This is a genomic window from Algoriphagus sp. 4150 (genome assembly GCF_031457395.1).
Classification (GTDB): Bacteria; Bacteroidota; Bacteroidia; order Cytophagales; family Cyclobacteriaceae; genus Algoriphagus.
Map to the genome: position 1 here is coordinate 284,548 of NZ_JAVDWS010000002.1, position 20,376 is coordinate 304,923.

Genomic DNA, 20,376 nt, shown 5'->3' on the forward strand with positions numbered 1-20,376 from the left:
ATAATTGAATTTTTTAAGGCCATATGGAATCTCGCATGGTGAATAATCATCCCTCTCCCGAAGCAAGTTCGGGACAAGTTGTGTGTCGTTTTCGACATGCTCGATTTCATATGATATCATTTTGGGTTAGAAAATTTGTTAATAAATAGGTCTTCGGTTTTGGCAATATTTTCCCTGAAGCCTTGAAAAAGGCCCTATCGAGAAGGCTGGGAAAGGGAAGAAATACTACGCTGATCAGAAGTGATTAAGCGAAGCGCCGAGGGATTTGGCTAGGTAGGAGTTAGGCTTTTTATCATTGGGTTTCTTTAGGGTTTAATGTAAAATATCCACTTCGGCAGCCAAGCATTTTAGTGAAGAAATGGCTCTTTTTCCGAGTCTATAAATGTAATTTCCCCTTCACCGAGCTTATACCAAAAAAGCTTCAAAAAATGAAAGATTTACCGCTGCATACTTTCTTTAAAACCTTCAAAAAGTAAACTTTTCAAAATAAAAATTGGTTAGTGGCTATTTTTTTTCACAAGAAAGCCTGCGTGTGTTCGGAAAGTGCCTAAAAACTTACATGTCCTGCGGATTTGGTATAGCGATGACTAAAACCACTCGCAATCGATTTCGAAAAAAAATTACAGTTGTTGAGGATTTGTAACTTTTCAGTCAGCAAATGAAAGGAAATCTCCAATTATCATTCGAGGATTGTAAATTTTCCAATCTATCTGAGTTGGGCAATTGAATTTTGATAATTTCAGATTCACAACCCAAAATCCTATGACCTTGTCCAAAAGTTTACTGGCAGGTTTACTAAGCCTGAGTTTCCTGCTCTGTAGTGTCGGCCCGGGACTTGCTCAAGAAAAGCGCTACTACTTTCGGCATTATGACGTTTATGCCGGGCTATCCCACAATTCCGTTTTTTCTATTTTTCAGGATAGCGAGGGATTTATGTGGTTTGGGACCAAGTATGGGCTTAGTAGGTTTGATGGGCAGCGGTGGAAAAGCTACAACACAGACTCCAAAGGTGACCCCTCAACTATCTTGGGAAATGACTATGTGCATGCTATCCACGAAGACCGTGATGGAATATTGTGGATAGGAACAGACGAAGGGCTTTATTTATATGACAAGACTCTGGATAGATTCTCCCCATTGCCTTATAAAACAGAAAATGGCACCTTCCCCACAGGCATCATATCTTCCCTTGCCGAAGATCAGGCTGGAAATATCTGGATAGGTGGAAATAATCGTGGAATTTTCAGATTTGATTTTGAGAAGAAAGAGCTGATACTATTTAGCCATGATCCCGGCAAAAAAGGAAGCATTCCTGCGGGAGATGTTTCCAGTGTCAAAGTGGATGATAATAATGTAGTGTGGATTTCAATTATCGGAAATGGGGTAGGGCGTTTTCAGGAGGATACAGAAACATTTGCCATGTATATGGATGATGAGAAGAAACTTCCGCAAGATTTTATCATAGGGCTACAGGACTGGGGAGATTTTATCTTGATTGGTACTAAGAATTCCGGAGTGAAGAAAATGGAGAAAAGCAGTGGAAAGGTGACTGATCTCTTGCTAAACGATGAAAATGGTGCTCCGCTTTTTGTACGGGATATGTTTCAATTCAGCAAAAATGAGTTGGGGATTGGGACTGAATCCGGATTGTTTATTTATGATTTTGTCACCAAAACGTATCAGCACCTTCAGGAGAATGCAGATGATCCCTACTCCTTAGCCAATAATGCAATCTATTCACTTTGGAAGGATACAGAAGGAGGAATATGGGTTGGGAGTTACTTTGGAGGAGTAAATTACCTTCCAAATCAGCCCGTAAAATTCGAAAAATATTATCCCATTACCAATGTCAATACCATCAGTGGGAGAAGAGTGCGTGAAATAGTAGGAAACGGTGATGGCAGGATCTGGATAGGAACGGAAGACGCGGGTCTTAACCTCTTTGATCCACAGACTGGAACTTTTGAGCATCTGCCGGTAGGAGATTCAGATAGTCAATTATCTTATAGAAATGTACACGGACTAGCCAAAAAAGGAGACAAACTCTTGGTGGGGACTTTCACCGGAGGGTTAAATATAATTGATGCAAGAACGGGCAAAATAAAAAAAATCAATTCGGGCACACAGGGTGCCGGATTGACCAGCGATGATATCTTCTCTATACTTATCGACAGCAGGGATCGGGTCTGGCTCGGTACTCCCCATGGGATGTTTGTCAGCGTCCAAGAAGATAGATTCCGAAAGGTAGAGGAGCTCAAAAACTATTTTGTCTACAATATTCTGGAAGATCATAACGGAAATATTTGGGCGGGAACTTACAATGATGGATTGATCCGTCTAAATCCGGACTCATTTGAGATTTCCCAATATACTCCCGATCCTGCAAAAGAGGGAAGTATTCCCCATCACACGATTATAGACGTGTTCGAAGATTCCCAACATACGATTTGGGTAGCTACCACAGGAGGTGGATTTGCCAAATTCAATGAGAAAGATCAAACGTTCAAGACTTATAGCGTTTCGAGCGGTTTTCCTGCAAGTACTTATTACAAAATAATAGAGGACAATCATGGTGTGCTGTGGATAACTTCCAACAAAGGATTGATACAGTTTGATCCTTCCACGGAGACCATCCGCTTGTATGATGAAAAAAGCGGGCTTATTCCCAGCCCGTTTAATTATCGCTCCGGTTACAAAGCTGAAGACGGAACACTTTATTTTGGATCGCAGGGCGGGCTGATTTCCTTTCATCCCGAGAAGATTGAAACTCCCAACTTTCAGCCGGAACTTATCTTTACAAGAGTTGAGCTGTTCAACCAAGAAATTCCCATTGATCCTGATGGAGGTATTCTTACCAAATCCATTGTCTTCACAGATGAAATTATTCTCGAACATGATCAAAACTCCCTGACATTTGAAGTAGCATCTCTTGGCTTTACCAATTCTCAAAGCTGGAACTTCGCCTACAGAATGGATGGATTGGAGGAGGAATGGAGACAGATGAATGATTCACAAACGATTTCTTACTCTTACCTGCCTCCCGGGGATTACAGGCTGATCGTTCGGGCTCCCAAAAACCCCGTCACAGATTCCTATGAGGAGGTGCAGCTGAAAATCGTCATCCTTCCTCCGTTTTATCTCACTCCCTTGGCCTATGCATTCTATGCGTTGCTGACGATATTGGTCGCCTATTGGCTCATTTCCATGTATAAAAGGAGGGTAAATAACCGGCATTTGGTACAGATTAATTTACTGGAAGCCGAAAAAGAAAAAGAGCTCTACGAAGCTAAAATCGAGTTTTTTACTAACATCACGCATGAAATCCGAACGCCCCTGACGCTCATCAAAGGGCCGCTCGAAGATATTCTGAGCAAGGATAGAAACTGCGATCCAGAGGTGAAAAATGACCTCCTGATCATCGAGAAGAATACCAACCGTCTCATTGATCTAAGCAATCAGCTTCTTGACTTTCGCAAGACTGAGCAGCGGGGCTTCAAGCTGAGCTTTCTCAAAACTGAAATATGCGGAATTTTGGATGAGCTATATATCCGGTTCAAAGTCACTGCCGGTCAGTCGGGCTTGAACTTTACGATCCAAAAATCCACGACGACACTTTTCGCAGATGTGGATAAAGAAGCTGTCACCAAAATTCTGAGCAATCTGCTGATCAATGCACTGAAAAATGCCGAGAGCATGATCCACATTCGCTTGCACTATGATCCCGACCATCCTTATGGCTTCAAAATAGAAATTTCCAACGACGGCCATCTCATTCCAAAAGATATGGCTGAAAAAATCTTTGAACCCTTCTTTCAAATCGGGGATAATTCTCATGCTAAAGCTAAACAAGGGACTGGTTTGGGATTGCCACTGGCAAAATCTCTTGCCGAAATGCACCATGGGTCTCTTATGCTATCCAGTGATAGTGAGCTGAACCGATTTGTACTTGAGCTTCCGGTCAAGCAAAAAGAAGCCATACATTTCGATGAAGAAAATGATACTGGGACGGGTGTGAAAATCACTGTAGATTCAGAGGTATCCGCAGATAAAACCGTTTCACCTAAGAAAAAAGGAAGTCTTCCCGCGATACTATTGGTAGAGGACAATAAAGAATTACTTCAGTTTCTGGGGGAAAAACTAAAAGGCAAATATGTTATTCACAAGGCAGCAAATGGCCTGCTGGCACTCGACGTACTGGCGAAGGAACCGATTGACCTGGTGATCTCCGATGTGATGATGCCGGAGATGGATGGCTTCAAACTCTGTGAACGAATTAAATCCGATCTGGCGACCAGCCATATTCCGGTGCTACTTCTCACTGCCAAAAACAATATGAATGCAAAGATCACCGGATTGGAGATGGGGGCTGATGTCTATTTGGAGAAGCCTTTTTCACTGGAGTTTCTGTATCTACAAATCAAAAACCTGCTTCAGCACCGGGATCAGATCAAAAAAGCCTTTGCCAGCCTTCCGCTTGTGAACTCGGATACCATCGCGCATTCCAAAGCCGATGAGGAATTTCTGAAGAAAATCAACGAAGCAATTTTGGCAAATATTGAAAATGAGCTTTTTGGCGTATCCGAACTTGCTGATCAATTGCACATGAGTCAATCAAGCTTGCTGCGCAAAATCAAGGGGATTTCCGAACTCACTCCAAACGGCTATATCCGGCTGGTTCGCCTGAAAAGATCCGCGGAGCTTCTCGGTGATGGCCTGCACAGCATCGCCGAGATCAGCGAAATGGTGGGCTTCAACAGTCCTTCCTATTTCACCAAATGTTTTCAAAAACATTTTGGGGAGCTACCAAAGGATTTTTCCAAAAAGTCCGATGTCTTGTGAGTTCTAAGAAGTAAGCCTGTGCGCCGGTTTAAATAAGCCTAGAGCAAAGAGCCCTTCAAGGGTTAATGCTGAAAAAATGCGTATAAATGTCTTACAATTGTAAATCAATGCGTTATAAAATCCAATTCCTCGAAAAGCTGGGAATTTGCTATTTTTTGAAGATTTGAGACTAATCGAACACGATGTCAATCGGTAGTTTTACAGCCTAAGTTGAACCAACGTATAGACATTGTCTCAACATATTATTGATAAACCCTGATAAACCGAATTAAACATGCGATTAAGTAGAAACATCAATGTTCTCTTCCTACTGATTGCGACTATTTTTCTTAGTCACAATTCCTTGTCCCTTGCTTTCGATTCAAGGGTAAGTCCGGAGCCGAGACGGGCAGAAGTACTTTTTCTTGGACATGCCAGTGAGCATCACAATTCCCGTTTGTATGCGCCATGGCTCGCCACGGCTCTTTTTGCAAGCGGCATCAACATTACTTATACAGAGAAACTTGAAGATCTAAACAAGAATAATCTGGCCAAATACGACGGTTTGGTCATCTATGCCAATCACGATGTACTTTCCAAAGAGCAGGAAGCGGCCATGAAAAATTTCGTGGAAAGTGGCAAAGGATTGATACCGCTTCATTCTGCCGCAGGTTGTTTCAAAAATTCAGATTGGTACATAGAGACTATCGGAGGACAATTTGAATCGCATGGGGAAGGCGAGTTTACTGCCGAATCCATCTCATCCGATCATGCGATCATGCAGGGTTTCATGCCATTTGCAACCTGGGATGAAACCTACGTGCATCAGCGGATTAATCCTGATATGACTGTGCTCATGGAGCGTGTGGAGGGAGATCACAGGGAGCCGTATACTTGGGTTAGAAATGTGGGCAAAGGCAGAGTTTTCTATACAGCTTACGGCCACGACGAGAGAACATGGAAAAACGCTGGATTTTTGGCATTGGTGAAAAACGGTATTTTTTGGGCTATGGGAGATGAGGTAAAAGCCAATGTAGTAGCATTGAATATTCCGGATGTTTCGATCTATGAAGAGACCATATCCGACTTTACCCAACGATATGAAGTTCCCAAAATTCAGGATCCACTTGATCCGGAAGAATCCAAAAAGTTAATCCAAAAACCGGTTGATTTTTCCATAGAACTTTTCGCTTCTGAGCCTGATATCCAGAATCCTATTGCCATGGCATGGGACGAAAGAGGAAGACTTTGGATCGTAGAATCGGTGGATTACCCGAATACATTCAAAGAAACCGATGGCCAAGCCAATGACCGGATCAAAATCTGCGAGGATACCAACGGTGACGGCAAAGCTGATAAATTCACCGTTTTTGCCGATGGACTGAATATCCCAACGAGTATGGTGTTTGCCAACGGCGGTGTGATTGTATCCATGGCGCCTGATTTTGTCTTTATGAAAGATACGGATGGCGACGACGTGGCAGATGTGAAGGAAGTGATCATGACAGGCTGGGGCAAAAACGATACCCACGCAGGCCCATCAAATCTCCAATACGGTTTTGACAATAAGATCTGGGGGGTGACTGGATATTCAGGATTTAATGGTACGATCAATGGCGAGCAGATGAGTTTTCCACAGGGGATCTATCGACTTGATCCTGATGGGAAAAACTTCGAATACCTAGCCGGTTCCAGTAATAATACCTGGGGATTGGGATTTTCCGAAGACAACAATGTCTTTATGTCCACGGCAAATAATACACATGCGGGATATTATTCTATCCCTGCGAAATATTTGCAGCGGATATTCCCCAAAGCAGCAGCCGGTGAAATAGCTCCTGAATTTGAAATCCAATCGATCCAGAAAATAGATGGACACTACGATGCACATGCGATGACTCCAAATCTGAGACAGGTGGACGTAGTAGGAGGATTTACATCCGCTGCGGGATTTAAGCTCTACACTGCCAGAGATTTCCCGAAGGAATATTGGAATAGAATCGCCTTTGTCAGTGAGCCCACGATCCGCCTGACGCATAATGCGATCATCGAACCAAGCGGAGCGGGTTTTATGGAAAAAGACGGTTGGAATCTGCTGGCTAGCTCGGATGAGTGGTTTGGTCCTGTGCAGGCGGAAGTTGGGCCTGATGGAGCCGTCTGGATAGCTGATTGGTACAATTTCATCATTCAGCACAATGTTTTCGTGGAGCGTCAGGCTCCATCAAGAATGGTTTTGCCATTTGAAGATCAGCCACATGGACAGGGCAATGCTTTTCAAAGTAAGCTTAGAGATACCAATCATGGAAGGATCTACCGCGTGGTTTACAAAGATGGGAACAAGGGTAAGGCTATAAAATTGTCCAAGGATGATCCAAAAGCGTTGATTGCAGCCTTGAAAAATGACAATATGTTCTGGAGAATGACCGCGCAGCGATTGCTGGTAGAATCCGGGAATCAACAGGTATTTGGTGAGCTGTACAAAATCGTCAATGATAAATCAGTGGATGAAATCGGATTTAATAGCCCGGCAGTACATGCCTTATGGACGTTGCATGGATTGGGAGCTTTCGAGGGGAAAAATGCTGAAGCAATCAAAGTTGCGACTGAAGCTTTGTCACATCCTGCATCAGGAGTAAGAAAAGCTGCCATCGCTGTGTTGGCAAATGATCAGGCCAGCACTCAGGTGATCAAGTCTGCAGGGCTAACGAAAGACAAGAATCTGAATGTGCGGATGCATGCAATATTGAAATTGGCAGAGTTGCCCGGAAATGCTGAAGGAGGCAAGATGCTATATGAAGCAAGTTTGGATGCTGTAAATGCCAAAGATGACTGGTTGCAAAAGGCGATTTTTGCGGCAGCTGCTGAGCAGGGAAAATTCTTTATCGATGCTATAGGTACTGAAAAAACGGATCTAACCAATCGATTAATAAGTGCTGTGAAAGATGAGAAATATGAACTGGGAAGAAGAAGTACTCTTCAGTATTCTCCTGAGGTCAAAGGCAAAGCTATTTCCATTTCCACGCAAATCTCCCAAAGAAGAGATGAGGAGCCATTTGGTGTGATCATCGCACATGGAGATTCCCACAATGGTTACAGTCTCTATCTGGAAGCGGGCAAGCTGCACTGGATAGTGATACAAAATGGCAAATCATACAAAGCAGCAACCGATACAACCTTACCTGAAAGCTATGAAGTGCAGGCTTCTCTTGCTCAAGACGGCAAAATGGAAATATTGGTTGATGGAAAGTCTGTGGCAACTGCAAAAGCCAGCGGCGCATTTAATGGAAACCTTTCACCCAGTGTAAGATCCGGACGTGACTTCGGGGGAAATAGAAATGTAGGTGTCTATAAAGACGAATTCAGCTTTGAAGGTAACCTGAGAAATATTTTACTGGAATTAAAATAAGAATACCATGATTAAAGCAACCTTATTTCCCATGATAGCCATGATGTTGTTTGGACATTGGTTTGATCCCGAAGAAGTGAATGTGTCCGGAGCAATTGCACTTTGCGAAGCAACTCCGGGTATCGAAAACTATCAAGCAAGAAATACCATCGGAATTCAGCGAAATGAAGAGGAAAGGGCAACGACGATTTTACTTGAAATCGTGCCGGAGATGATGAAGTTTGACCAAGAGACCTTTACAGTGAAAGCGGGCGACAAAATCATCCTGGAGATAGACAATCTTGATGGAATGCAGCATAACCTGCTGATCACCAAACCGGGTATGCTGGACAAAGTCGGTGCGGCTGCTGATGCGATGCTACGTGACCCGAAAGCTTCGGAGAAATTCTACGTTCCTGAGATTCCCGAGGTGCTTTTTGCTACCAAGATGATCGGGCCGCAGGAGCTATATACCTTGACTTTCACTGCACCGGCGGAGCCGGGTGATTATCCCTTTGTGTGCACATTTCCAGGACATTGGAGAATGATGAATGGCATCATGGTGGTTGAAGAATAAAAGCTGGAAGAGGGGAGACCGAAGACGGAAGCAAAACGATCAGTTTTCAGTGATCAGTGTCAGCAAATTCTTGCGTCATTGCGAATGAGGAACGAATGAAGCAATCTCTGTTAAGTGGTAAAAGGTGAAAAGTATCCCTAAGATCCAGGCTTAAAAAAGGAGACTCAATTTATTTCCAAGATGCCCACTATGAGCAACATTCATAAATAGTAAAAACATAAACCTTAATCCCAAAATATGAACCTTAAAAATACACTGATTCCTTTACTAAGCGTGATACTGGTTTTAGGAATCTCAATGAGCCTTCATGCAAAAGGAAAGCCTTTTCATAAAAAGCCGATCAAAGTACTCATGGTGGGCGGTGGGTCATCACACGATTTCGACACCTGGTACAAAGGCGCCGATGTGGCGACTTTGGAAAAAGATGGCTTGGCGGAAGTTACCTACACAGATGATCCGTCCACCATTTTGCAATATTTGGGTGATATGGATGTCCTTTTCCTGGCAAACAATCAGCCTATCGCTGACGAGGCTACCCGCCAAGCAATTTTTGCTTTCGCAGAAGCTGGAAAAGGCCTCATCCTGGCACACCCCGCAATCTGGTATAACTGGAACGACTGGCCAGAATACAACAAAACAATAGTCAGCGGGGGGTCCAGAGGCCATAATGCTTATGGGAATTTCAATGTGGACCTGACCGAAAAGCACCCTGTGACTAAGGGAATGCCTAAAAATTTCTCCTTGGATGATGAGCTTTACTATTTCAAAGTAGATACGGATGGCCCAGGAATAGAAATTCTGGCCAATGCAAGCGACGAAAAGACTGAACCATTTCCTTCCATTTTCATTGTCAAGAATCCCAAAGCCAGAATAGTGGGAATAGCCCTAGGTCATGATGCAGCCTCTCATGAACTGGACGCCTACAAAACGCTAATTAGAAACGCCGTAAAGTGGGTATCTAAATAAAATATGAAGCCCCGGTCTGTGTCTCCACAGACCGGCATCTCCAAAATTGAATGGCAAAAAACTCTCAACGAATTTAACCGATTTTTTTCCACAGTAAAATCAAAACCTAAAGCATATACTAATGAGTCAAAAACAAATCACCGTAGTTATAGTCGGACTGGGTTTCGGCAAAGAGTTTATTCCTATCTATCAAGCACATCCAAATATCAAAGCTGTTGGTATTTGTACCAGAAACCCCAAGACTATTGAAGAGTTGGCTACCAAATTCAACTTGGACAGAAATCTTTGTTTCACCAATTTCGACGATGTGCCGAAACGTGATGACGTGGACGCCATTCACATTGTGACGCCCGTGCCGGATCATGCCCGAATGACTTTAGCTTCGCTAAATGCAAATAAACATACGGCATGTACGATTCCGATGGCAATGACCAAAGAGGACTGTGCGGCAATCGTAGATGCGAAAAGAAAGTCGGGCAAAGTCTATATGATGATGGAAACTGCACTTTATACCCGTGAATTTTTATACGGATTAAATTTGGCAGAAACCGGTCAACTGGGCAGAATTCAGATGGTACGGGGTTCGCATATCCAGGATATGAGCATGCCGGGTTGGGATGAATACTGGAAAGGGTTCCCACCGATGTTGAACGGTACACATGCGATTTCCCCACTTCTCAGAATCAACAATACCAAAGCTGAAACGGTGGTTTGTCACGGTTCCGGTCGCTTAAGTGAGGATTTGGCAAGCCGTCACGGGTCACCTTTTGCGATGGAAACTGCCACATTTACCCTGAAAAACTCAGACGTAATAGCAGAAGCTACACGCTCTCTTTTCGACGTAGTCCGTCAATACCGTGAATCTTATGATGTATATGGCACCAAAATGTCCTTCGAATGGGAGCAACTGGAAGACGAAAGCCACGTGATCTTTGACGGAGGTGAAAATGCCCGCAGAATCGATGTGCCGGACACAGACGACTTGCTGATCGAGCCGATCAAGCACTTTACTAAAAGACAGACAATCGACGATCCAAATCACGTTTCTTTCTTGCAAGGCGCAGGACATGGCGGTTCCCACCCACATTTGGTGCAGGAATTTGTCGCTGCTATCGTGGAAGGGCGTGATTCTGCCGTGGATGCAGCTATTGCGGCCAACTATACCTGTGCGGGAATTTGTGCGCATGAGTCAGCCATGAAAGGTGGTGAGAGAATCCAAGTTCCAACTTTTGATTAATCGGTCGATGAAATTTGGAGTAAGTACATTTTTATGGGTGTCGCCTTTCGACACCCATTCTTTTGACCTCGTGCACAAGGTAAAAGAGATGGGTTTTGATCTCATCGAAGTACCTGTCGAAGACAAGGATTTGGTGGATTGGGATGCATTGAAAAGACTCACTGATGAACTTGGTTTGCAAGTGAGCATCAGTGGTGCATTCGGTGAAGATCGTGATATCTCCAGCGAGGATCCTGCTATCCGGGCAAACGGTTTGAAATACATTGAGGACTCCATCAAAATAGCTGCTAAAATGGGGAGCCCATTATTCGGTGGTCCCTTGTATTCCGCAGTGGGAAAACTTCGATCCATTACGGCTGAGCAGAAAAAGCAAGAGTTAGACTGGTGTGTGGATAATTTGAAGAAAGCTAGTAAAACAGCCGAAGAATATGGTATTACGCTCGGTTTGGAGCCACTTAATCGCTTCGAAAGTGACATGGTAAATACGGTAGATCAGGCGTTGGAAATTGTAAAAGCCGTGGATTCATCCTTTCTGAAAATCCAGCTTGACACCTTTCATAATAATATCGAAGAGAAAAATATCGCTGCTTCCATCCGTAAAGTTGGCAAGGACTTGCTTTGTCATGTGCAGGGAAATGAGAGTGACCGGGGGACTCCCGGAACTGGAAATTTGGCGTGGGATGAGATCAAGGGAGCCTTGGATGAAATCGGCTATGAAGGAGCGATGGTAATTGAAACCTTCGGAGCGGTGTCGAAGGAAATGGCCAAAGCCACTTGCATCTGGCGACCCTTAGCGAATAGTGCCGATGAACTGGCCAGTGAGGGATTGGCTTTTTATAAGAAGCAGTTTGGGAATAGATAATGTCGTTTATTCTAATTCTAGAATAACTAGTAGTATGGTGCTCGACTTCGCCCGGACTGACATATCTAATTACTTATTGAAATGATATATCGATGTTTGTCACCCTGAGCAGCCAGTCTGCCGAAGGCATGAAAGTCGAAGGGGAAAGTATATTATAAAAATTACAGCCGTGGTCTGTGTCCCACAGACCATCACTATTTCGGTTTTTTAGAGGCGGGACATCACTAGCTTTTCCAAAGTTCCAAACTTTGGAAAAGCTTATAAATACATCATTACCCATTAAACCATGAACTTAGCCCACCTCCTTATCACGGCATTTTGGCTTAGCCTTAGCTTCTTCTCAGCTCCCGAAAAAGGACCTATTCTCCTTGCAGACCCGACTATATTCTTCCATGATAATATCTACTATTTGTACGGGACCAGTGGAAAGGACAGCAATCAAGGCTTTGAGGTCTATGTTTCCAAGAATCTAAAATCATGGAAAAAGTCAGCGTTAAATGATGGATTTGCCTTGAAAAAAGGCGAGTCCTATGGGGACAAAGGATTCTGGGCACCGCAAGTATTTGAATTGGGTGGGGTATTCTACATGGCTTACACTGCCAATGAACATATTGCCATCGCTACCTCCGACAGTCCACTGGGCCCCTTTACCCAAAAGGAAATTAAGGATCTGGACGCTCCGGTAAAACAGATTGATCCCTATGTTTTTATTAATTCGGATGGGAAAAAATACTTGTACCATGTACGCTTGACGGAAGGAAATCGCCTGTTTGTAGCGGAGCTTAAAGATGATTTCTCAGGAATCAAAGAGGAGACGCTGACCTACTGCTTTCATGCGGAAGAGCCTTGGGAAAACACCCAAAACGTGGACTGGACGGTATCAGAAGGACCCACGATTATCAAGCATAAGAATTTGTACTACTTTATCTATTCAGCCAATGACTTCCGAAACCCGGATTATGCAGTGGGCTATGCGGTGAGCGAAAGCCCTCTGGGTCCTTGGGGAAAAAGCCCTTCTAATCCGATTTTCGACAAAGCTGATGCAGGTATCAACGGTCCAGGTCACGGAGATTTCTTCGTGGATGCCAAAGGCAAACTTCGATATGTGCTTCATACGCATAACTCCGACGGGGAAGTCTCTCCGAGAAGAACCGCTTTGATCGAATTGGAATTTAAATCAAACGGAAATGAAGCCGATGTTTTGGAAGTGAAGAAAGGGAGTTTTAAATTTCTTGAAGTGGATTGAAAAGTTGGAAGAGGGAAGACAGGAGACCGAAGTGGTAGGTAGAGTAAGTGTCAGTCTGAGCGAAGTCGAAGACTGTACAATTTCCATCGTAGTGGTCAGTGTCCTCACAGACCACTACGATTTATGGTTTATGATGGAATATGGAGAAAAACACATCAAAATATAGAGCTTAAATATCTAAATGTTTCGGTCTGTGGAGATGCTCCACGGCGCACAGGCACAGACCGAGGCAATACTCACAATGACACAAAAACCACAAATCTTGATGCTAGGCTGCTTCGATACGAAAGGCGAGATCTTCGCTTTTCTACGGGATAGTCTTATAGCGCAGGGAGCGGAAGTTTTGACTATGAATGTAGGGGTTTTGGGTACAACGGAGCTTTTTCCGGTAACCATTGAATCAGAGGGAATCTGTGAGGCCGCCGGTGCAAATCTGGCCGCTCTTCGGGATAAAAATGATCGTGGACACGCGATGGAAATCATGGGGCGGGGCGCGGCAAAGGTGTTGGAAGAATTGTGGAGGCAAAAGAAATTTGATGCAGTGATCGGAATGGGTGGAGGCAGTGGCACTTACGTTACACTGAAATCCATGCAGTTTTTGCCTTTGGGATTACCGAAAATCTGTATTTCTACTTTGGCCACGAAGGATCTTACAGAGCTTGTAGGAGTGAAGGATGTGCTGCTGATGCCATCTGTGGTAGATGTAGCGGCGTTGAATAGCATCATCAAACCGATCATACAGCAGGCTGCTGCCGCACTGGTAGCCATGAGCCGAGTGCAAATTCCCATGACAACAACGAATACACAAAGGATAGCAATCAGTATGTTTGGAAATACCGGTACCTGCGTGGATTATTGTACGCAATTGCTGGAAGCTGAAGGCTATGAAGTGATGACCTTTCATGCAAACGGAGTGGGAGGTAAGGCGATGGAAAGTTTGGCAATGGAAGGATGTTTTGTGGGTGTTTTGGATATTACAACTACTGAATTGGCAGATGAGCTATGTGGTGGGATTTGCAGCGCTGGACCAAATAGATTGGAAGCGGCTGGCAAAATGAAAATTCCCCAAGTGATCGTGCCGGGCTGCATGGATATGGTCAACTTTGGCACTTTGGAGTCGGTGCCTGAGAAATATCAGAGCCGCCAATTATACAGTTGGGTGCCGACAGTTACGCTGATGAGGACAAATGCGGAAGAGAATGAGGCACTTGGGAAAATTTTAGCCAAGAAACTTAATCAAGCAAAAGGACCAACAGCAGTTCTTTTCCCGGATAAGGGATTGTCTCAAATTGATGCTGAGGGAAATGCATTTTACAATCCTGAATCAAATGAGGCACTTTCAAAATCCATTCAAAAAAACTTGAAATCGGAAATACCTTTTGTCAACTTGCCTTTTCATATCAACGACCGGGAATTAGCCAAGGCTGCGGTGGAGAGATTGCTTGATATGATGAAGTAGTTAATGCACATTTCGGTCTGTGGAGACAAACTGTGGCCTGTAAATACTAGAGAATAACGCAGACACCAAATCCTGCATCTGGAGAAGCAGGATAACCATATTCTAATCTGCTGAATCTGCGTCTTTTTCAGCGCTCATCCGCGGGAAATTTAAAGCAGGCAAATAAAAAGAAAAGTAAGTGAGGGATTAAGAGAATAAATTTTCAATAGTCGTGCTCTCTGCGGAAATCTCTGTGACCTCCGCGGTTATAAAAGAAAAACCATAAAAAATAGAAACTATGCCAAATCCATGGACTGGAAAGGGAAATCCATACACAAGACAGGAAGTAAGAGATCGACTTAAAAATACTTTAGCACAGAAGAAAGCCATTATCGCTGCAGGTGCAGGGACAGGCATCTCTGCCAAATTTATAGAAAAAGGAGGAGCTGATCTTTTGATCATTTACAACTCAGGAAGATTTAGAATGTCGGGACATGGCTCTACAGCAGGCCTGATGGCCTATGGCGATGCCAATGCGGTAGCGATGGAAATAGGAGAGTTTGAGGTGCTGCCGGTGGTGGAGGAGATTCCGGTGATCTGCGGCGTACATGGTTCTGACCCACGCAGAAGGATATGGCATCATTTGCTGAAGGTGAAAGAAATGGGCTTCTCCGGAATCAATAATTTCCCTACGCATTCCATCGTCGATGGGCATTTCCGTCAGGTTTTGGAAGAGACAGGGATGGGTTTCGACAAAGAAGTGGAGATGGTGCGGATTGCGGATAAAATGGATTTATTCTCCATTGTCTATGTGGCAACAGCTGAAGAAGCAAGGCAAATGGCAGAGGCTGGAGCAGATGCTATAATCTCCCATGTGGGCACGACAGTGGGAGGATCTATCGGTGTCACAGGAGCGAGCTGTAGCATGGATGAGGCGATAGAACGAACCAATGAAATCGTAGCTGCCGCCAAAGCGGTAAATCCTGATTTATTCTTTCTGGCGCATGGTGGACCTATTAACACACCGGAAGATGTTAGGATGATTTTGGAAAAGGCGGATGTGCATGGATTCGTTGGTGCTTCTTCGTTGGAAAGAATGGGCGTGGAAGAATCCTTGACGAATCTTACGCGAGAGTTTAAGAAGCTGATGATAAAGTAAATAGTCACAAAGCCGTGGTCTGTTTTCGCGCAGACCATTTTGCTAAGTAGTCCAAGTCTTCAGACTTGGACTTACAGAAATGCAGTCTTCAGACTGCGACTTTTAACGCTGTGTCTGTTTTTCATACAAAGCGTTTACTTTGTATATGAATCATTTCACTTTGTTTCGACTGGAGAATCTATCAGCATATTCACAAAAAAGCAGTCTGAAGACTGCAATTAGTTCAGCACAAGTCTGAAGACTTGCGCTGGATGTGGACAAGTGATTCGCTTGTCCAGCCCCCTAAAATATCTTTTGATAAACCTCCTCCAGCTTACTGACAGCCATTACCTCAATTTTGTATTTGTCAAGATCGAGCCCCTTAACAGCATATTTGGAGACAATAATTTTTTTAAAACCCAGTTTCTCAGCTTCTGCGATACGGTTTTCGATGCGGTGTACAGCCCGTATTTCTCCGCCCAAGCCAACCTCCGCGGCAAAGCAAATCTGTTCCGATACAGGAGTATCTTCGTAGCTGGAGATCAAGGAGGCACACACTGCCAGATCGAGAGCCGGATCATCCACTCTGAGCCCACCGGCCACATTTAGAAATACATCTTGCTGGCCAAGGCGCATCCCACCACGCTTTTCCAAAACCGCCAACAACATATTCAATCGCTTGGCATCGTGACCTGTACTGCTTCGCTGGGGAGTTCCATACGTAGCGGGGCTTACCAGAGACTGTATTTCTATCAGTAAAGGGCGGTTTCCTTCCATCATTGCACCGATGGCAACTCCGTTAAGTACCTCTTCCCGTTGGGTCAATAGAATTTCAGATGGATTGGCGACCGGTCGGAGACCTTCCACCCGCATCTCGTAGATTCCCAGTTCGTGGGTGGATCCGAAGCGGTTTTTGGAAGTTCGCAGAATTCTGTAGCTCATGTGTCTATCGCCTTCAAACTGCAGGACTGTATCCACCATATGCTCCAGGACTTTTGGTCCTGCGATGGATCCGTCTTTCGTAATATGCCCGATCAAGAATACGGGTGTTCCCGTCTCTTTGGCGAATTTCATAAGCTCGGCGGTGCATTCCCGGACTTGGGATACAGAGCCGGCAGCAGACTCTACATACTGGGAAGTCAATGTCTGGATGGAATCTATAATCAGCAAGTCGGGTTTGAGTGCCTCAATTTGCTGGAAAATCTGCTGGGTATTCGTCTCCGAAAGCACGTAGCAATCGGGATTTTTGGCTGTCATCCGATCCGCACGCATTTTGATCTGAGCCTCACTTTCTTCCCCGGAGACGTAAAGGATCTTTTTTCCGGTTAAAATCAGCGCAATCTGAAGCATCAGGGTGGACTTGCCTATTCCGGGCTCTCCTCCGATCAGTACAAGCGATCCGGGTACGATTCCTCCGCCCAACACCCGATCCAGTTCTGCGTCTCCTGTCACATATCTAGGTTGTGCTTCGTAATTTACCTCTTGGATTTTCTGTGGGACACTGGCCTTTTTGGTGCCTGAAGTTGGCGATTTCCACGTTCCCTTGCCCGATTCTTCCTTTTGGACTACTTCTTCCACATAGGTATTCCATTCCCCACAAGCGGGACATTTTCCCAGCCATTTTGGGCTTTGTGCACCGCAGTTTTGACAGAAGAAGGTGGTTTTTATTTTAGCCATGTGGGAAGTGCGATTTTGGAAATACGAATTACGAGATCCTCTGGAACTTCAGATATACAATCAGCAAGTGAAATGCCTCACTTCGTAATTTTCAAATTTTTCAATTTTGAAATCTTACAACTTTAAATAATGAATATCGAATGATGAACGCTAAACATCGAAGTACTTGATACTTTGTACTTATGTCTTTATACTACTAAATCAATGTGCCTGTAGCCAATCCGTTCCTATACCCACTTCCACTTCCACAGGAACAGCCATTTTGATTGCATTTGACATGAGGCCCGGAACATTTGCTTTGAGAATTTCCACTTCATCCTTGTGCGCATCGAAAACCAATTCATCGTGAACCTGAAGAATCATTTTTGACTTCAGCTTTTCCTTTTTCATCCACTTATGCACATCAATCATTGCGACTTTGATCAAGTCCGCAGCAGAGCCTTGAATCGGTGCATTGATTGCATTTCGCTCTGCAAAGCCACGCATGGTTACATTCCGACTGTTGATATCCCGGAGATATCTACGACGGCCGAGGATGGTTTCCACATACTCGTGTGTTTTGGCTTTTTCGATGGCTCCATCCATGTACTCTTTCACAGCAGGGAATTCTTTGAAATAGGAATCGATTATCTCCTTGGCTTCTCCCCGTGGAATGGATAAACGCTGAGAAAGTCCAAATGCGGAAATACCGTATATAATCCCAAAATTGGCTGTTTTTGCCTTTCTACGCATATCGGAGGTCACTTCTTCCAGCGGAACTTGGAAGATCTTCGCTGCAGTGGTAGCATGAATATCGCGACCTGTCCGGAAAGCTTCTATCATAGATTCATCACCGGAGAATGAGGCCATAATCCTTAACTCAATTTGCGAATAATCCGCCGCAAGAAGAATGTGATTTTCATCTCTTGGAACAAAAGCTTTCCGGATTTCACGGCCACGGTCGGTCCGGATTGGAATGTTTTGCAGATTAGGATTGATGGAAGAAAGACGTCCGGTCGCAGCCACAAATTGATTGTATGTAGTATGAATTCTTCCTGTTTTGGAATTGATCATGGTAGGCAAAGCATCCACATAGGTAGATTTTAGCTTTACCATCTGCCGGAAGTCCAGAATGCTCTGGATGATTTCATGCTCATGGGCCAGCTTGCTCAAGACCTCTTCACCGGTAGCATACTGTCCGGTTTTGGTCTTTTTGGCTTTGGGATCAAGTTTTAATTTATCGAAAAGAACCTCACCAAGTTGTTTGGGCGAAGCCAGATTGAAGCGGACTCCAGCCATTTCATACACCTTATTCTCAATATCTTTACTTTCTTTTTCCAGTAAGATGGACATTTCGGCCAAGCTTCCTGTATCGATACGAACGCCTTCAAACTCCATGTCCGCAAGCACATTGATTAGAGGATTTTCTACCTCATCAAAAAGCTTAGTCAGGTTATTTTCCTTCAACAAAGGATCAAATTCTGTTTTCAGTCTTAGCGTGATATCTGCATCTTCACTGGCATAGGCGGTTACTTCGTTTTCATCCACATCACGCATATTTCCCTGATTTTTGCCTTTTTTTCCAATCAATTCCGTAATCGAAACAGGCTCGTAATTCAAGTATTGTTTTGCCAGCCAATCCATGGAATGTTTGCCGTCTGCATCGATCAGGTAATGCGCAAGCATGGTGTCATAAAGTACTCCTTTGACATCGACACCGTAATTCTTCAAGACCAGAATATCGTATTTGATGTTCTGCCCGATTTTCAGAATAGCTTCATTTTCGAAGACCGGTCTGAGCAATTCCAGGATAGCCAACGTTTCATTTCTGTCCTCGGGGCATGGTAAGTAGTAAGCTTCTCCAGTGACATAGGCAAAGGAAATCCCGACGAGTTCAGCCTCCATAGGATTTACGGATGTAGTTTCCGTGTCAAAGCAAAGCTCTTTCTGGATTTCCAGAAATTCTACCAACTCTTTGATCTCAGCCTCCCCTTTGATTTTATGGTAATTTTGGATGTTGCTGTGAATAGTATCCGGGGCTTTCTGTTCAGCTACATTTATGGTTTCATCTTCCGATTTTACTTCCACCGGAATGGAAACGGTAGGGGCAGGGGCTTCACCAAAAAGACCCAGTTGTTCATTTTTCTGTACTCCAGCGATCTTATCAGTGCCTTTGAATACGCGGGCAGCCAGTGTGCGAAATTCAAGTTCTGTAAAGATTGCCCTGACTCTCTCCTCATCAATTCCCTCATATTTCAAATGCTCTTTAACGTAGGTGATCGGCACATCACACTTGATCGTTGCCAATTCTTTGGAGAGAAGACCCTGTGCTGCAAAATTTTCCACATTTTCTCTTTGCTTGCCCTTGAGATCGGCTGTGTTTTTTACCAATTCTTCTACTGTCCCGTAGGTTTTTAGGAGTTTAACTGCGGTTTTTTGTCCTATGCCGGGAATTCCCGGAATATTATCCACTGCATCACCCATGAGTCCCAGAATATCCCTCACCTGATCTACACGCTCGATATCCCATTTGGCACAAATCTCCTTCGGTCCCATGATATCCACACCGTTGCCCATGAAGGAAGGTTTGTAAAGGAAAATATGATCATCTACCAATTGTCCGTAATCCTTATCCGGGGTCATCATGTAGACAGTGAAATTCTGTTTTTCTGCCTGTTTTGCCAAGGTTCCTATAATATCATCCGCTTCGTATCCATCCAATTCCAATATTGGAATATTGAAGGCCTTCACGATCTCTTTAACCCAGGGAATGGCAGTGGCTATATCTTCAGGCTGCTCCTGTCGGTTAGCCTTATAAGCCTCGAATTGCACATGTCTGAAAGTAGGAGCATGTGTATCGAAAGCAACCCCAATATGGGTAGGTTTTTCCTTCTCAACAATTTCGAGCAGGGTATTGGTGAACCCAAGCATTACGCCGGTATTCAGTCCTTTGGAGTTTATTCTTGGGTTCTTGCTGAAAGCAAAGTGCGCTCTATAGATAAGCGCCATGGCATCAAGTAAAAAAAGCTTACAGGGCTGTTCTTGGGACATTT

At 44.2% G+C, this 20,376-nt stretch carries 12 protein-coding genes; 10 read left to right on the top strand and 2 right to left on the bottom strand.

Annotated features, from left to right (window positions below; all coding sequences use genetic code 11):
• The first annotated feature begins 762 nt into the window (after positions 1-762).
• The 10 genes from J2X69_RS04525 (at position 763) to J2X69_RS04570 (ending at position 15,688) form a co-directional block, all read left to right on the top strand.
• The gene (locus tag J2X69_RS04525; RefSeq protein ID WP_310099101.1) at positions 763-4,839 is read left to right on the top strand and encodes a two-component regulator propeller domain-containing protein; all 4,077 of its coding nucleotides are present in this window, start codon (positions 763-765) and stop codon (positions 4,837-4,839) included.
• Between the two features lie 274 nt (positions 4,840-5,113).
• Entirely contained in the window at positions 5,114-8,224 is a 3,111-nt protein-coding gene (locus tag J2X69_RS04530) for a PVC-type heme-binding CxxCH protein (protein WP_310099103.1), read from the top strand.
• Positions 8,225-8,231: 7 nt separating this feature from the next.
• Positions 8,232-8,780, top strand: a complete 549-nt coding sequence (locus tag J2X69_RS04535) for a plastocyanin/azurin family copper-binding protein (RefSeq protein ID WP_310099110.1) — start codon at positions 8,232-8,234, stop codon at positions 8,778-8,780.
• Between the two features lie 237 nt (positions 8,781-9,017).
• A complete protein-coding gene (locus J2X69_RS04540; protein ID WP_310099112.1) occupies positions 9,018-9,746 on the top strand; it encodes a ThuA domain-containing protein in 729 nt (242 codons plus the stop codon).
• A gap of 121 nt (positions 9,747-9,867) precedes the next feature.
• A complete protein-coding gene (locus J2X69_RS04545; protein WP_310099115.1) occupies positions 9,868-10,983 on the top strand; it encodes a Gfo/Idh/MocA family oxidoreductase in 1,116 nt (371 codons plus the stop codon).
• Between the two features lie 7 nt (positions 10,984-10,990).
• On the top strand, positions 10,991-11,845 hold the full coding sequence (locus tag J2X69_RS04550; protein ID WP_310099119.1) for a sugar phosphate isomerase/epimerase family protein: 855 nt from the start codon (positions 10,991-10,993) through the stop codon (positions 11,843-11,845).
• Positions 11,846-12,131: 286 nt separating this feature from the next.
• A complete protein-coding gene (locus J2X69_RS04555) occupies positions 12,132-13,091 on the top strand; it encodes a glycoside hydrolase family 43 protein (protein WP_310099124.1) in 960 nt (319 codons plus the stop codon).
• Positions 13,078-13,257, top strand: coding sequence for a hypothetical protein (locus tag J2X69_RS04560; RefSeq protein WP_310099127.1), 180 nt, complete (start codon positions 13,078-13,080; stop codon positions 13,255-13,257). Before J2X69_RS04555 ends, J2X69_RS04560 begins: the two co-directional genes overlap by 14 nt.
• Positions 13,258-13,332: 75 nt before the next feature.
• Positions 13,333-14,550, top strand: coding sequence for a Tm-1-like ATP-binding domain-containing protein (locus J2X69_RS04565; RefSeq protein WP_310099129.1), 1,218 nt, complete (start codon positions 13,333-13,335; stop codon positions 14,548-14,550).
• A 277-nt stretch (positions 14,551-14,827) separates the two neighbouring features.
• Positions 14,828-15,688: a phosphoenolpyruvate hydrolase family protein gene (locus J2X69_RS04570; protein ID WP_310099132.1), complete on the top strand. Its 861-nt coding sequence runs from the start codon at positions 14,828-14,830 to the stop codon at positions 15,686-15,688.
• A 282-nt stretch (positions 15,689-15,970) separates the two neighbouring features.
• Here J2X69_RS04570 and radA read toward each other — a convergent pair whose 3' ends face one another.
• Complete coding sequence (radA, locus tag J2X69_RS04575; protein ID WP_310099135.1) at positions 15,971-17,344, bottom strand: DNA repair protein RadA; 1,374 nt, start codon at positions 17,342-17,344, stop codon at positions 15,971-15,973.
• Positions 17,345-17,545: 201 nt separating this feature from the next.
• Positions 17,546-20,374 carry a DNA polymerase I gene (polA, locus tag J2X69_RS04580; RefSeq protein WP_310099138.1) on the bottom strand — a complete coding sequence of 943 codons (2,829 nt, stop codon included), beginning with the start codon at positions 20,372-20,374 and terminating at the stop codon, positions 17,546-17,548.
• Positions 20,375-20,376: the final 2 nt, after the last annotated feature.